This is a genomic window from Nitrospirota bacterium (assembly GCA_020846775.1).
Taxonomy (GTDB): domain Bacteria; phylum Nitrospirota; class 9FT-COMBO-42-15; order HDB-SIOI813; family HDB-SIOI813; genus RBG-16-43-11.
In genome coordinates this window covers 21,021-37,431 of record JADLDG010000051.1, presented here as the reverse complement: position 1 = coordinate 37,431, position 16,411 = coordinate 21,021, and the positions used below count along the sequence as shown (strand labels likewise).

Below are 16,411 nucleotides of genomic sequence, written 5' to 3'. Positions count from 1 at the left end.
ACAGCAATTCATGTTCAAAATTATTTGAACATCATACAGAAGTCGGAAGAATGTTAAATGGCTTACTTGAAAACTGGCAGACATACTAAACTTATCTTACGTCTAACTCATAGCCTGTTGCTTCTATCTTCTTTCATCTTACTTCTTACTTCCAACGCATCCCCTGCCCGGGCAGCAACCCAATGGAGTCTATCCGCAGTTGAAGGTTATTACCTGCCAGGACTCAACGACCTTAACTATGTTTTAAAAAATATAGCAGTGGAGCTTGGCCCCCGTAATACCGAGGCAAAGCCCGTATCATATCCGGTGATCTATCAGGGTTTCAGCCCGAAGATGCCGGAGATGAGTCCTGAGAGGCCAAAGGCCGGTCTTCAGCTGCAAGCCGATATCAACACTAACTATGCGGTTGTCTTTGGAGGGACTATAGCAACCTTCGATTCCTCAGCGAGGGATATCAGGCCCTTTTTTGTTGGTTTCTCGATAGACGCTACGAGAGAGACCAGGTTTTCTCTCTCTCTGAATCAATTCTGGCTCGGGGTAAAGAGATATTGGGAATGGGAAAAGACAGATGAGATGAGTCGGAAGCCTGGAGAAGGAAGTATGAAACCGGAAGGGGAGGTTCAGAAGTCAGGAGAAAAAAAGACTAACGCAAGACTTTATGCAGAAATGGGGATACTTGCCATAACAAGGGCATATCTCACCACAGATGTCTGGCTCCATGTCTATGCACCCGAGGAGGGGTTTGACTTCTACAAGGTGACCGAGACAGGGATCAATGGGAGTGGATATGCCACCTATGTAGGGGTGGGTGGAGAGTATTTCGTAAAGAAATGGTTATCCCTCGGCATGGATATAGACTACACGGTCGGTAAAGTGGGGAATATGAGGTATGCCCGTTATTTTACAGTAGACCCATTAGAGAAGGATATTATAAAAACCGGAGACAAGGTCCTATATGCTGACCTCCTTAAAGGTCAGCTCGTCCCGCTTTTCTTAGACCTGAATGGCTGGGACTTCAAGGGGCAGGTGAGGGTATATTTCAAGTGAAGGGAAAGGATTGAAACCGGAAATCATGAGGGAGTTGGTCAACAAAGGGAGTAAAGTGTATATTATTTATACAATGCGTCGGGTAGTCGAGGAAAAAAGCTGGCATAACCTTTTGTTATTAAATACAAATCAGATATTGTGTATAATTGCTACTATGACCTTTGACGGGTGTGCATTCCTTTATCAATATCCTTATGCTCAAATTCTTACGGCTGATTTCCAGCCTGAAATCACTGGTGTGAGATTTCCTTATTTTCCTTATTCCACTTCCAACCTATTGATTTTCAAGATATCTCTTCTTTTGCTTCTTATTTCTGACTTTTCCTCAACTCATGGCATATCCCTTGCAATAAAAGACTAAACGTGTCTGCTGAGAAAACAGCAAATTTAACAATGGAAAGGAGGTGAAACGCAATAATGAAGAATTTAACAATAAACAACAAAGGAGCAAAAAAAATGAGAAAATTAATACTTCCTCTTTTAATGGTTGGCGCGGTTGCCTTTACGGCATCCAGTGCCTTCGCAGGTTCATTCACAGAAGAGTATGTACCACAGGCTGAGGGCGGACAAAACGTCTATAAGCAAACAGACGTTGTTGACTCAGGTCATGCCCAGGGAGACTTCCAGCTCAGCTCGGCTGTTCTGAAAGATCTTGCAAACGGTGTAGTTGATGGTGATGAGTCATTTGGTTATACCACAGGTTTTAGCCCATTTGTTCCGGGGATAGCAGACGGTAATGAGACAGTAGGTCTCAATAACTCTGGTGTTCCTAAATACACCAGCCCATGTCCGAATATTGAGGTTGGCGCCCCACTGAGAGGTCCTAATCAATATTATGCTGGAAGCCCGGCTATGGGTGAGGGTCCACTCGATCTCAACGGAACGGCTGCTGGAGGTTGTCCGGCCAACACTTGGGCAACAGATCCACAGACCGAGCATGATAGAAACGGTGCCGGAGGACAGCTGCTGGATGATCTGTATCAGACCGTTGGTGTAGATGACAGCGGTATAGATTCAAACGGTGATCCACGTACCAGGTTCCTGACACAGGCTTTGGATATCCTTGTGTTCATCGGGAATGAGGCTATCGTCTATGATGGCAACACGAAGTTGGGTGATGCTAATGGTGACGGTATTCTTGATGCCCCAACCGGTGCTGGTCTCGTAACTGCATCAGGTGGTACTACTGCAGGTTTCCACTTTAATATTGACCAGACATTGGATCAGGATGTCGCCGACTGGGTGACAACCTCTGGTTATGGTGAAACCATGGGTGTATTCAACAAGTTGACACAGCTCTTCCAGATTGCAGGTGGTGTATCTACTCATGCACAGACCGGCTGGGCAGGCTTTGTTAATGGTGGTTCCGGCTTTGTAGGTTGCGCCAGCGCAGGGTACTCCGCAGCTGATGAGGGCCACAACAGCAATCCTTGTACGGCTGGAACTAACGTGAACTACCGTACCGGTGCTGATGGCGTGGTTTCTGCAGATGGTCTGCATGCACTGGCTATAGATCAGTGGTTGGTTTCTGATATGTATGATTGGACAACAATCGATCCTCTTGACCCAGCTTCCCATGATGGGAAAATCACTGGTTTAGGAGTTGCTCAGGGGTATAGCTCCTGGTACAAGATCGGAACTGGCAAGGATTGGGACTACAAGTATAACTATGCCGGAGGTCACGGAGATATAAACAAGACCGTAAGTTTAGGTCACGATCATATAGATCCGTAAGACATTCCTGATGGTTTAGTTTTAATCTGATCCATATTCAGGGCCCTTGGAAACAAGGGCCCTTTTTTTTGAGGGGGTGGCCATGAGATAGGCTTTGACTCAATGAGGTAATTCCGATATAGTTCATAATCTTTATGATAGTTTTTAACTTCAGATTCAAATCATGTTGTCTCTTCATTCTCCTGAACCTTGTTGTATCCCTTAACTGTGACCTTCCTGCCTCTTTTTTGACTCCTCTCCCTGCCTATGCCGCTGAACCATCTTTCCCTGTTTCCACTTCTCTCGAACATGGCATCCAGCTTCTCAATGAGAAGAAATATGACGAGGCGCTGGCCGCCTTTGCGGAGGCAATGGTAAAAGACCCGGGCAATCCCATGCCGCACTACTATACAGGTGTAGCCTATCACCGCAAGGGGAATCCGGTAGCCGCCCTGACATCGCTTAACAGGGCCCTGAATCTGAGCCCGGGGATGCCAGAGGCTGCCCTGGAGATAGGCATTATCCTTGAGGAGAATGGCCGCTTTGACAAGGCGCTGGAGGCATACCAGGCCGCAGCAGGCAGGAAAGATGATACTCCTGCAGTACGGGAGGCAAATGAGAGATACCGCAAGCTGGCAGCTGCAGAGCACTACCGGAGGGCAGTGAGATTTTTTCAGGAAAAGCAGTTTGAGGAGTCTTTAAAAGAGCTTAAGATTATATTAACCGTGAATCCTGAGGATATAGATGCCCTCATTGCTGCGGGAACCATTTACCAGCGCACAGGGCGCCTTAAGGAGGCCGGAGAGGTATTTAAAAAGATTACGGAGATCAATCCAGACCACGCAGAAGCGTTCTTCCAGCTTGCGGCTATATATGATGCCTCAGGTCTTTATGATGAGGCAGTTGCTGCCTACCAGCAGGTGATCTCTCTCTTTCCGGACAATCCCCGTGCCTCAGAGGCAAAGGAGAGGATACCCGGGATTGAGAGGCGCCGTGAAACACGCAGGCATTTTGAAATTGCAGCTGATCTGATACGTAAGGAACAATGGCCGGAGGCGCTGAAGGAGATGAAGGTTATCATAGCAGAGGAGCCAAAAAATCCAAACGCCCTGTTCAACCTGGGTCTCATCCTCCATCAACTAAAGGAAGACGACCAGGCTCTTGAGACTCTGCAGCAGGCCATAGCGATTGACCCGAAGTTTCAGAAGGCACACTACCAGATTGGTGTAATATACGATGACCTTGGTAATTTTGGAGAGGCGGTAAAGAGTTATGGGCAAGTGCTTATCCTTGGAGAAAAGACTCCGGAAGCCGGGAAAGCGAAGGACCGGCTTGCCATTCTTGAACCGATCTTCCAGACTGAAGAGATGGCCGGTACAGCAAAGGAGTTTCTCGAGAAGAATGATATAGCTGGGGCTATTAAAGAGGTGGAGTCACTACTCGCATTAAAAAAAGATGATCAGAAACTACTGTTGTCCCTTGCCATGCTCTACATAAGGGGTGGAAGGTCCGGGGATGCAGCATCCAACATGGAGAAGGTTCTGGCCCTGTCTCCAAAGGATACAAATGTAAGGTTTCTGCTCGCTCAACTGTATGAGGGTTTAAAGGAGTACAAAAAGGCTATAGATGCATATGAGACTGTTGCTTCACTTGAGAAAGAGTCTCCTCTTGGCCAGGATGCCAGGACCCGTGTACGCAACCTTTCCCTTAAGTTTCACTTTGAGCATGGGAAGAAGTCTCTTGAAGCAGGGGATTATGAGGCAGCCCTCACAGACATGCAGGCGATTCTCGAAATAAAGCCCGATGACCATGTGGCCCTGTTTAATTCGGGGGTTCTCTATGATCGTCTAAACATGCCAGCCGAGGCAGAGAAACAACTCCGGCAGGCCCTTTCCATTTCGCCTGACTATATTCAGGCATATCTCCAACTGGGGGTAGTCCTGGAGAAACTGCGAAAGTTTGACGAAGCACGTGAGGCCTACGAGAAGGTACTCTCTCTCCAGAAAGAGGGGAGGGAGTCACGCATTGCCACCAGCCGGATCGGACAGCTGCAAGAGCAGGAAACACTGGTCACACACATGAGGAAGGCGTTTGACTTGATGGAAAAAAAGGATTGGGAAGGGGCCAGAAGGGAAGTAAATACAGTGGTGGAAGCCTACCCCAATAATTACATTGGATATTTTTATCTCGGTGTTATTTTAAACAACGCCGGTTTTACCAATGATGCCAAGGTTGCATTAAAGAAGTCAATAGAGATAAACCCCAAATATACCAAGGCACACCTCTATCTGGGAGATTTATATGTGAAAGACGCAGAGTATGAAGATGCCAAGAGGATTTACAAAGAGGTCATTTCCGTTTCAGCGGAATCACCGGAGGGAGAGGTCGCTGCTGTCAGAATGAAGCAACTCAGAGACTGGCATGCGAGCCTGACTTTGAACCAGGGCTATAACTCCAATATTGCCTTCAGGTCAAAGGCACAATGGGATTATAATTCGGTCTACAGCCTTGGAATGACTTATAATCTTGCAAGGGGCAGAGAGTGGTATCTTTCTTCGGGACTATCAGCTAATAATACGATCTATTATACGACACAATTGCAGTCAAATGCATATTCACTATCCCTTAACGGAATTTATCAGTTTCCTTCAGACCGTACCATATCCGGGGTATTGTCAATTTCGAATTCTTATTTTGACGGCGTACATAGCTATACCGAGACAAAATTCTACGGTGTTGCCAGGACAGATCCGAGATCAATACCAACCTCGGCCTCCCTGAGTTATACCGGTTTAAGAGGGCAGTCAGATATCAACAAGTTGAGCAACGCGGAACAGCACACCCTGAGTGCGTCACTGATACAACAGCTTACTCTCAGGGATTCTTTATCGGGGAGTTATTCATTCAGCATCTATAAGAACCTTGACCCGATAGGCAGCAATTATGCAAACAGAACCCATACCATCTCTTTAAGCTACGGCCGTTCATTATTCACCGGCTTAGGAGCTAATCTCGGTTATACCATAAGCTTTGTAGACTATAGTAATCCGGATTCCCAGACACTTTTTCAGAGTTTCCGCAGAAATACCAACCAGACGCTGAGTGCCGGTTTCAGCGTTAACCTGCAGGAAAGCATAAATGTTTCGTTAAACTATAATTTTGCTTATGCCATAAGTCATACCAATCTTCCTCCGCCAACAGCAGAGGAGCTGCAGACCTTAAGAGACATACTGGCTACCCCGATACCGACGGTTGGCGGTGGAGGCGGCTACTATCAGAATAACATCGGAATCTCAATCAGCACCACATTTTAGTTTTATGATGGCATATATCTTGCTGACATAAAGATAGCTGCATAACATAAATTAGAAAGTTTGATTATCTTGCCAGTACTCCTGACACGTTCATATATTGTTTTTCTTATCTTCCTTCTAATGGGGAGTTTTGTCTATTTCAACGCAATAGACAATCCTTTCCGTCTGGATGACTTTGAAGATATTGTAGAAAACATACATATCCGGGATACCGGGAATATCCTGCAGTTTTTTATTGAGCCCCGGCTAAGTACGAATGACCCTGCCAACGCCGGCCACTACCGTCCTCTTGTGGCTGCGAGCTATGTGGTCAATTATGCACTTGGAGGTTTAAACCCTGCCGGCTATCACCTGGTAAACCTGCTCTTTCATGTCGGATCGTCATTTCTGGTATTTTTAATACTTCAGGCCATTATCCCGCAACCAGCCAACTTAACAGGAATCACCACCGCCTTTCTTGCCCCCTTTTCGGCAGGTCTTATTTATCTTATCCATCCTTTTAACTCAGAGGCCATTAATTACGTCAGTGCCAGGTCCAGCCTAATGAGCGGGTTCTTCTACCTCCTTGCCTTTTACTGCTGGGTGAAGTACAGGGGTGCGAAGACCTCTAACTTCTACATCTTCTCTCTCCTTGCCTTTGTAGCAGGGATGCTGTGTAAGGAGGTGGTTATTACGCTGCCTCTTGTATTATGGCTGTATGACCTTTACTTCCGTGGGCGCGGGCCAAGTCCTTCGGATTCATCTGTAATTATACCGGACCCCGGGCGCTCTCGACTCCGCACTTTAGTTCACTGGCGTACTTATGTACCATATCTTCCTTTTGTGCTTATTGTGATGGTCCCGTACCTGGTAATCCGGTTATTCTCTTTCGGGAGGGTGCTTGACCCATTTCAGCGTGATTTGATGACGCAGCTATTTACCGAGCTGCCGGTGCTGGTAAGACACTGGCAGATGTTCTTTTTCCCCTCCGGATTGACGCTTATCCATGATGTAGAGATAAAACACAGTATCACAATGACTGTTCTGTTTTCAGGTATCTTGATATTACTTTATTTTGTTTCCGCCATTTACCTTATGATCCGGGGCAGCGCTAAGCGGCGTATAGTATCATTCTTTATGATCTGGTTTATTATCGTGCTTTTGCCAACTACAATCATTCCCCTGAATGCTGTTTTTCAGGAGAATCGCGGGTATCTGGCTATGGTGAGTTTTACGGTTTTGGCAGGGGTGAGTTTATCGGAACTGGACACGAGGATAGCCCGGGTGGTCATGGTGGTTGTTTTAGTGTTTTTACTCGGGGCATATAGTGTTGTTACGGTTTACCGCAATACGATATGGGGGGACAGTGTAGTATTCTGGAAGGATGTCCTGGATAAAACACCCGGCTCCGGCCTGGCCTATGCAGGACTGGCAGCGGCTTATGCAACCCGTGGAGATTTATTTCTTGCACGTGAAGAGGCAAAGAAGGGAATAAATGCAGCTCCGAATAATTTTTCTCTCCGGCTTAATCTGGGCCGCATTTATCAGGCACTTGGACAACCTGAGAATGCAATAGAGGAATATGAGAATGCACTGAGGATCTCTTCTACCCAGGTCATTGTCTGGAATGACCTGGCAGCTTTATACCTGCAGAAGGGTGATCTGAATCGTTCGGAGTTGTATTGGAGGAAAGTGGCAGAGGTATGGAAAGACCGGCCCCATGTCTATTATAATCTCGGTGTTATCGCCGTGGAACGCGGCAGATTACAGGATGCAGAGGGTCAGTTTAACAAGGCCATCAGCCTCAGTCCTTCTTATTTTCAGGCCAGATATGAACTCGGTATGACGCTTGAAAAACTTGGCAGGTTGGGGGAAGCGGGTGTGCAGTATCAGGAAATTATCAGGCTGGCTTCCGGGGAGAGTGAAGCAATTGCATCTATGACGGAGAAGGAAAGAAAGGAGCAGGAGGAGACTGCAGAAAAGGCACGCCAAAGGCTTTCCCGCAGCAATAGCCCTGCGCATTAGAATCAATATTGACATGAGGACACTTTATTTCTATACTCTATCTTCAAAAATTAAATTCATGATGGGTTTTATCAGATATTAAGTTATGTGGTACAGGACAATTATATATTTGATGTTCTTCTTATCAGGGTCTTCTGCTCTGATATACGAGATCATGTGGAACCGGAAGCTGGGTCTCATCTTTGGGAGTACTGTCTATGCGGTTACCACAATTCTCACTGTATTTTTTACAGGATTAGCCCTGGGGGCCTGGTTAATTGGCCGGGCAATGGATCGTGGACGTAACCCTCTCTTCACCTATGCAATCCTTGAGATATTGATTGGCGTCTTCGGTATTTGCAGTCCCTTTGTATTTCTTGGCATAGAGGGTATCTATTCTTTAATTTATCCTTTCATAGATACCGGACTCTTCAGCCTCACATTAGTCCGGTTTATACTCTCATATATCGGGCTTCTTTTACCTACAACACTTATGGGGGCAACCCTGCCTGTACTGGTAAAACTTGTGACAAGTAGTGACGAAAAGGTTGCCTTCGATGCAGGACGCCTTTATGCCATTAATACACTTGGGGCTGCGTTGGGAACAATACTTGGCACCATGCTGCTTATACCTTTGGCCGGGGTAAATGAAAGCCTGTACCTTGCCGGTATAATTAACATTGGAATCGGGATATCCGCCTTCGCAATTTTCAGGAGTAATAACGCAGCACCTGCCGAACTCCCTGTGATAACGGGCTATCGGCATACCCCGTCGCAGAAATATGTTCTGTCACTGTTTTGTATAGCCGGATTAATCTCGATGGTATATCAGGTTGCATGGATCAGGCTCCTGATACAGGTGACAGGGAACACGGTTTATACTTTTGGACTGATGCTTTCTGTTTTTATTATAGGCCTGGGTCTCGGGAGTGAGATTGCAACAAGATTATTAAGCCGTATCAGGTCAGCAATACTGGCCCTTACCCTGGTAGAACTCGCAGCCTCCCTCTACTCTCTGCTGGCTGTCAGGTATTATGATCAGCTTCCTGTTCTATTCACTTATCTATCTATGGGGCTGAAAAGTTTTTCAGGATTCTTCATAATTAAGATTATCATAAATGTTATTGTCCTTTTCATTCCAACCCTTATGTTTGGAGCGGCCTTCCCCCTGGTCACAGCTGTTTATGCCCAAAAGGCCTCAAAATCAGGTGGAGACGTCGGATCAGTCTATGCACTCAATACCGTAGGCGGAGTCTTCGGATCGTTTATAGGGGGGTTCATCTTTTTACCCCTGCTTGGGACTCAAACTACAATCACAGTCATGGGGCTGGCTGGTTTGGCAATAGCGGTCATGCTGTCATTGATGCTGCCAGGCAGGATTCAGAAGACTGCAGTTGTTGTGTTCTGCGGTATTACCGCAGTCACTTCACTCATTCTTTTTCGACCATGGGATGCAAAGCTGATGGACAGCGCACCTTATGTCCGTCTTTATGATGATGTAAAATCTTTGATGGCAGCGAAAAATGATTTGCCCTTAATGTATTATAAGGAGGGTGTCAATGTAAATGTCTCGGTCATTGGCTACATAGATCCGACGACTATCAGCATTAATGGAAAGCCTATGGCCAGCACTTCAATTACAGACGTGGCAAACCAGTACCTTCTCGGACACCTCCCCATGCTTCTGCATCCTGACCCCAGAGAATCGGTTGTTATCGGGCTTGGGGCAGGCATGACATTCAGCGCCCTGGCACGTCATGGACATCAGTCTGACGCTATCGAGATTTCTCCAGAAGTTGTAGGTGGCGCCAGACTGTTCAAGAAATACAACCGTGATGTCCTGGACAATCCAAATGCACACCTGATATTTGATGACGGGCGAAACTACCTGAAGACGACCCGAAAAAAATACGATGTAATCACGGAAGATCCCCTTGATCCGTTCTTCATGGGATCCGGGTACTTGTATGATCTGGAACACTTTCAAAATGCCAGAAGGGCATTAAAGCCCGGCGGCATAATGTGTCAGTATCTTCCCCTGTACCAGGTAGGGGTTGAAGAGGCAAGGATAATTATAAAAACATTTCATGCTGTTTTTCCGCATGTATCTGCATGGTTTGCATTTAACGACATGATACTGATAGGGTCTGAAGAGCCCCTGGTTATAGATGTCGAAAATTTAAAGAGGCGGATATCCGAGCCCGGCATTGCTCAGGACCTGAAAGAGATAGGGATTGATAATATATACGATTTTCTGGCAAACTATATGTTCGACGAAAATAAAATACCCGATATTGGCAAGGGACTCCCAATCAACACAGACAACTACCCGATCATTGAGTTTTTAACGCCGCGTACTCTGGTAAGGAGAACAGAAAAGGAAAATGTCTCATATTTTCTTGAGAAAAGAGAATTTAATTTACCCAAAATGCTTAAGTTTACTTCTTCCGAAAGTTCCCGGGAGTTTGAGCCGGTCCTGGCAAAATACTTCAGCGCCAGAACCCACCTGATAAGGTCACATCTGAAACATCTTAACAGAGACAAAGACTTTTTCGCTGAACTGAAAACCGCTGCCGATCTCATTTATCCTTATCCAATGGCAAGCTATTATTTTGCAGATGTCAATTACAAGATCGGTTCGAGCATGCTCAAAGGTATTTATTATAAACAAGGGTTAACTTACCTGGAGAAGTCTCTTTCATACAGACCTGATAATCCAACCACCCTCAATTCTTATGCAATGGGATTAATGAGAGATGGAAGGAAAGGAGAGGCATTGACATATCTTGAGAAGTCATTGAATATAAACAGCAGACAGACTTTACCCAGAATATATCTTGCTGATGACCTCGTCAGCAAAAAAGAATTATTAAAGGCGAAAGACCTTATTCAGGGCTGTGTTGACCTTGACCCGGATAATTATCTCTGTCTCTTGAATTTGGCTGAGCTTGAGATGATGACTGAAAAAGATAAAAAAACGGCACTGGATTTAATAAACCGTGCCTTGAAAGTCAAACCGGATTATTACCCTGCCTTGAGATTCAAAGAGCAATTTTTATCGGGATAAACCCGAACTGCCTGGCCATCCTGACTGATCATCCATAAAGAAAAGGCTGCAGGAGTGGTGAGCCTTTGTTATCGCTCAACAATAGAAAAACGATGATGAAATTTATAAGGATAAAAACAGATGGGAGAATCCACCAATACCGGCGCGATTGAATATACCGGCTTATGGATTCTCCACAGATTATGAAGAGCACCGGGAGAAATACAAGGAAATGCCGGTTCCAGAATGGCACGCCGCCTGAAATAATCAGGACGAGATATCCAAGGCTCCAGAGCAGCGGTATCATATATGCCGGCGAAGTCAATTTATTCCGTAAGCTGTTTTTAAGAAAAAACAGGTAGCCCTGCCCGGCAATGATGAAAGAATAGATGAACCGTAAAGGATTATAAGAGTATCGAAATTGCTTCAGTACCTGTCGCTGCATGTCAATGGTGGGAAAGAGGTCCAGAGAGCGGACATAAATAAACCAGAAGAACAAGGGAATGAGCAAACAGGCAGCCGACCATAGCAGGATTTGTTTTGAAGGTTGTTGAGGCTTTTTAGCCGAAAACTTCAAAAATATCCAGGCAGTCAGGGGAACTGCCAGGATTGGAGCAAATGAAAATTTGACCATGATTCCCAGCGAGAGGACAATGATGATTATGATGCCATAAGAGACCGGGCGCCGATTAGTGAAGTAGTCGGTAATGAGATATAACGAGGCGGTGACAAATGCGAGAAGAAGGGCATCTGTCATGGGTCGGAGCAAAGAGGTCAGTACCACGATGTGGCTCCAGAAAAGGATCAGGATCATCAGGCAATGGCTGCCTTTTATGCGTAGAAATCTCCTCAGATAGACATATAGAAACCAGGAGGTAACGGCGCTGGAAATTCCGCTGACCAGGAAAAATGCATGCAGCGTGGAGCCTGTGATGAACATGACAAGTCCGGCCAGAAAGGCAGTGAGCCAATTGCCTGCCTGGTAGTATCCGGATGACCATTTAGTCAGATCAGCCCATGTCCCGGCGCCGGGGTTTGACAGGAACTGGTGCCATTTTTCGGCAAACTCCCCATGCCCGTCGGGGATGAAGTGGTGAGGACCCCAGAGCAAAAGATCATGCAGCCAGAGTTGATAAGAAATCGCAAGAAAAAATAAAAAAACGAGGGCCGCTGAAAAAAATAAACCCAGTCTCTTCCCGCTTTCTGCCTGTCTTATCGCTCTATCTCTGGTTGTTGTATTCACGACGCCGACATTATAGCATGAATTTTTATTTTATCGCTAAAGCTTATGCCTGACCCGGGCTTTAAGTTGACATTCATAATGGCTTTTCTCTAATATAGTGGCATATTTATTGCTAATAATTCTATGAAAGCTATGATTAAGAGTACCTCTGTCTTTCTCAATGTATTGTCCCGCCCGGGTCTGGTCCTTGTCATATTCCTCTTTATAGGAGGTATTATTTATCTGAATTCACTGAATAATCCCTTCGAGTTTGATGATGATGTGGTTGTTGTCAGGAATGTTAATATTCGGGAGCCAGGTAATATCCCGCGTTACTTCTTTGACCCCTCCCTGGGCGCCAATGACCCTAAAGTTGCCGGTCACTACCGGCCGCTTGTAATAATGAGTTATGCTGTTAATTATGCCCTCGGAGGGCTGAGCCCAATAGGTTATCACATAGTAAATCTGGCATTTCATGCGGGGTCGGCGTTTTTGATATTCCTGATGGTAAAGGCTATGTCAGGCAGGGTAGAGCAGGCGCCAGTTAGTCCTCCATCAAAAGACCGGCGAGGCAGGTCAAAGCAATCTGATACCCGGATTACTTCACATCCTGAGGGTGTCAGCAATGATAGTGTGTGGTCCCTTGCAGCAATAGCTGCCGGGCTTATCTTCCTTGTCCATCCATTTAACTCTGAGGCAGTTAATTACACTACTGCAAGATCCAGTGTGATGAGCGGTTTTTTCTATTTACTGGCCTTTTATTTCTGGGTGAGATATAGAAGTGAAAAGTTATCATCTTTTACTTCTAACTTCTACATCGCCTCCCTGCTTGCCTTTGTTGCAGGCATGCTGAGCAAGGAGGTGGCGGTTACATTACCGGTGATGCTATGGTTGTATGATTTATACGGGTTTCAGCAGGCCCCCGGACGTCACTCCTCAACCTTGGCTTATGTTTTAAATTGGCGAACCTACATCCCATATCTGCCTTTTGTGCTGATCGTAGTGGTCCCCTATCTTATGATACGTTTCTTTTCACTTGGCAGGGTGATAGACCCATTCCAGCGGGACATGATAACACAGCTTCTCACGGAGATTCCTGTACTCGTAAAACACTGGCAGATGTTTTTATTACCTCGTGGCCTTAGCATAATCCATGATACCGGGGTATATAGCAGTGTTCTCGGGGCTGTACTTCTTTCAGGCTTCCTTCTCATACTCTATATATTTCTGGCATTCTATTTTATTTGGAAGGGGAGACATTCCCTGCGCGCAGCCTCGTTCTTCATGTTCTGGTTTTTTATCGTCCTTTTACCAACGACTATCATCCCTCTTAACGCAGTCTTTCAGGAGAACCGGGGATATCTGGCCATCGTGAGTTTTGTTGTCCTGATGGGTATGGCCATAGCGGAGTTGGGTAAGAAAATATCACGCTCGGCAATGATGGCCGTACTGCTTGTCTTACTTGGAACTTACGGGGCAATTACAGTGCACCGGAACATGGTATGGGGGGATAGTGTTGCATTATGGAAGGATACGGTGGAAAAGACACCACGGTCAAGCCTCGCATATGCAGGACTGGCAAATGCCTACAGAGATCGCGGCGACCTTTTTCTTTCTGCAGAGACTGCCGAGAAAGGACTCTCCATAGATCCAAACAGTTATTATGCGATTGTTAATCTTGGCAGGACATACCAGATGCTGGGGAAGACGGATAGGGCGATAGCTGAATATGAAAAGGCCCTCAGGATTGCTCCCGGTGAGGCCGTTATCTCAAATGACCTTGCGATCCTTTACGGTCAGAAGGGTGACCTTGAACATGCTGAACTCTATTTGAAGAAGGCAGCTGAGGAGTGGCAGGACCAGCCAAATATCCATTACAACCTTGCAGTTGTAATGGCAGGCCGCGGGCGGCTGAAGGAGTCTGAAGTTGAGTTTCGCAAGGCGCTCAGCCTTAATCCATCCTATATTCAGGCCAGGCTTGAACTTGCAGATACGCTTGAGAAGCTTGGCAGAAACAATGAAGCAGCGGAACAATATGGTGAAGTTATCAGGCTAAGCTCTGCAGGGCCTGACAACTGGTCAGCCATGCTTGGTGTGGACAGAGGAGTAATAAGGAAATTCGCTGAGATGGCTCAGCAGCGTCTTGCCCGCCTTAACAGGCTCAGGCAGTAGAAACAAAATACCTTCAACAAAGTGTTACAATGCCATTAATGAGAAATCGCTGATGTTTATTCGCCTGTTCCACTCAAAGATCTTAATCCTCTGTCTGTTTACAGGCATAGGCATCCTTGTCTTTGCAAATAGTTTCTCTAATTCATTTCAGTATGATGACCAGGTAACGGTTGAATATAACCGGAATATACGGACTGTAAAAAATATTCCGTATTTCTTTCTGAAACCACGTATGCTGATAGCGGGTAAACTCCACGAGTCCGGGGGGCATTACCGCCCGTTGATAATATCGAGTTATGCCATTAATTATGCAATTGGCGGACTGAATCCGACGGGCTACCACATAGTAAATCTGGCCTTTCATGCTGTGTCGGCATTTTTGATATTCCTGATAATTCGGGCGATGTCAGGAAGTGTGTGGTCCTTTGCAGCAATAGCTGCCGGACTTATCTTCCTTGTACATCCCTTCAACTCTGAGGCGGTAAATTATATTACTGCAAGATCGAGCGTAATGAGCGGGTTTTTCTATCTCCTTGCCTTTTATTTCTGGGTGAAGTACAGAAGTGAGAAGACCGCTCACTTCTACATCTTCTCGCTCCTTGCCTTTGTAGCAGGAATGCTGTGTAAGGAGGTGGTAATTACGCTTCCTGTCGTATTATGGCTGTCTGACGTCTACGGGTTTGGAAGAGTCCGCACCGGACAGACTGTGACCGGCAGCGCCTGGCTTTTAAACTGGCGAAACTATATGGCATATCTCCCTTTTGTGCTGATAGTGGCGATCCCTTATCTGGTAATCCGGATATTCTCTTTCGGCAGGCTGATGCCCGGCTTCAGCAGAGATATTGTGACACAGATATTAACGGAACTTCCCGTACTGGTAAAGCACCTTCAGATGTTTATTTTCCCCGCCCCGCTGTCAGTATACCACCAGGTGGAGATATATAAGACCTTCTGGTCTTTTCCAGTGATATACTCTGTAATTATCCTGCTCGTTTATACCTTCATTGCAGTTTTTCTTTTTTTTAAAGCATCCCAGTCGTGGCGGGTTGTATCCTTCTTTATGTTATGGTTTTTCATCGTGCTTCTGCCGACGACTATAATCCCTTTGAATGATATTTTTCAGGAAAACAGGGGATACATGGCCCTGGTGAGTTTCGCGGTTTTTGCAGGTGTTGCCATAGGTGAGCTCTTCAGGACAAAATTAAAATCAGCAGCAGTAATAGTACTTGCAGCACTACTCACTGTCTACTCCATAGTTTCATTTCAAAGGAATATGATATGGAAAGATGAACTGACCCTCTGGTCTGATGCGCTAAATAAGACCGATAAGTCGCCGGAGGTTTATACGGCTATCAGTGTTGCATACAGAAGGGCTGGAATGTATAATCAGGCGATTGAGGCGTCGGAGGAGGCCCTGGCACTGGGTGGACAGAAAAATTTCGTTGTCCATGAGAACCTTGGCATGATTTATCTTGCCCAGAGGAAATTGGATATGGCTGCCATGGAGCTTGAAAAAGCGGCAGAGGGTTACCCTGATAAGGCGCAGATTCATTATAATCTTGGAGTAGTCTACTACAGGCAGGACAGGCTTGATCTTGCAGAAAAAAGCTTCAGGGAGGCACTGAGAATAGACCCGGAATACCACAAGCCCTATTTAAACCTCGGGATCTTATATATGAGACAGGGGAGGGCCGCAGATGCTCATCAGGCCCTTGTAAAGGCTATGTCTCTTTCCCCCGGAGATCTGTCATCACGGTTTTATCTGGGGATATTATCAGAGGGTACTGGTAATAAAGAAGAGGCCGCACAATATTATCATCAGGTGTTGGAGCACGCAGGTGAAGGGGACAAGGCACTGCTGCAGGATGTACGCAGCAGGCTGGAGAAGATTGAACAATAAGGACAGGACGGGAT

The 16,411-nt window shown here is 46.0% G+C and carries 8 protein-coding genes; 7 read left to right on the top strand and 1 reads right to left on the bottom strand.

Annotated elements, in window-relative coordinates:
- Positions 1 to 57: 57 nt before the first annotated feature.
- The 5 genes from IT392_07950 to IT392_07930 all read left to right on the top strand — a co-directional run bounded on the left by IT392_07950 (position 58) and on the right by IT392_07930 (position 11,124).
- Positions 58 to 1,047, top strand: a complete 990-nt coding sequence (locus tag IT392_07950; protein ID MCC6544418.1) for a hypothetical protein — start codon at positions 58 to 60, stop codon at positions 1,045 to 1,047.
- Positions 1,048 to 1,464: 417 nt separating this feature from the next.
- Positions 1,465 to 2,781, top strand: a complete 1,317-nt coding sequence (locus IT392_07945) for a hypothetical protein (protein MCC6544417.1) — start codon at positions 1,465 to 1,467, stop codon at positions 2,779 to 2,781.
- A 134-nt stretch (positions 2,782 to 2,915) separates the two neighbouring features.
- Complete coding sequence (locus tag IT392_07940) at positions 2,916 to 6,074, top strand: tetratricopeptide repeat protein (GenBank protein MCC6544416.1); 3,159 nt, start codon at positions 2,916 to 2,918, stop codon at positions 6,072 to 6,074.
- Positions 6,075 to 6,143: 69 nt separating this feature from the next.
- Positions 6,144 to 8,078: a tetratricopeptide repeat protein gene (locus IT392_07935; GenBank protein ID MCC6544415.1), complete on the top strand. Its 1,935-nt coding sequence runs from the start codon at positions 6,144 to 6,146 to the stop codon at positions 8,076 to 8,078.
- 85 nt (positions 8,079 to 8,163) lie between these two features.
- Complete coding sequence (locus IT392_07930) at positions 8,164 to 11,124, top strand: fused MFS/spermidine synthase (GenBank protein ID MCC6544414.1); 2,961 nt, start codon at positions 8,164 to 8,166, stop codon at positions 11,122 to 11,124.
- Positions 11,125 to 11,152: 28 nt separating this feature from the next.
- On the opposite strand, the gene IT392_07925 is transcribed toward IT392_07930, so the two are convergent.
- Positions 11,153 to 12,346, bottom strand: coding sequence for a glycosyltransferase family 39 protein (locus IT392_07925; protein ID MCC6544413.1), 1,194 nt, complete (start codon positions 12,344 to 12,346; stop codon positions 11,153 to 11,155).
- A gap of 132 nt (positions 12,347 to 12,478) precedes the next feature.
- On the opposite strand from IT392_07925, the gene IT392_07920 reads away from it, so the two are divergent.
- On the top strand, positions 12,479 to 14,497 hold the full coding sequence (locus IT392_07920) for a tetratricopeptide repeat protein (protein ID MCC6544412.1): 2,019 nt from the start codon (positions 12,479 to 12,481) through the stop codon (positions 14,495 to 14,497).
- Between the two features lie 52 nt (positions 14,498 to 14,549).
- Positions 14,550 to 16,397, top strand: a complete 1,848-nt coding sequence (locus tag IT392_07915) for a tetratricopeptide repeat protein (GenBank protein ID MCC6544411.1) — start codon at positions 14,550 to 14,552, stop codon at positions 16,395 to 16,397.
- Positions 16,398 to 16,411: the final 14 nt, after the last annotated feature.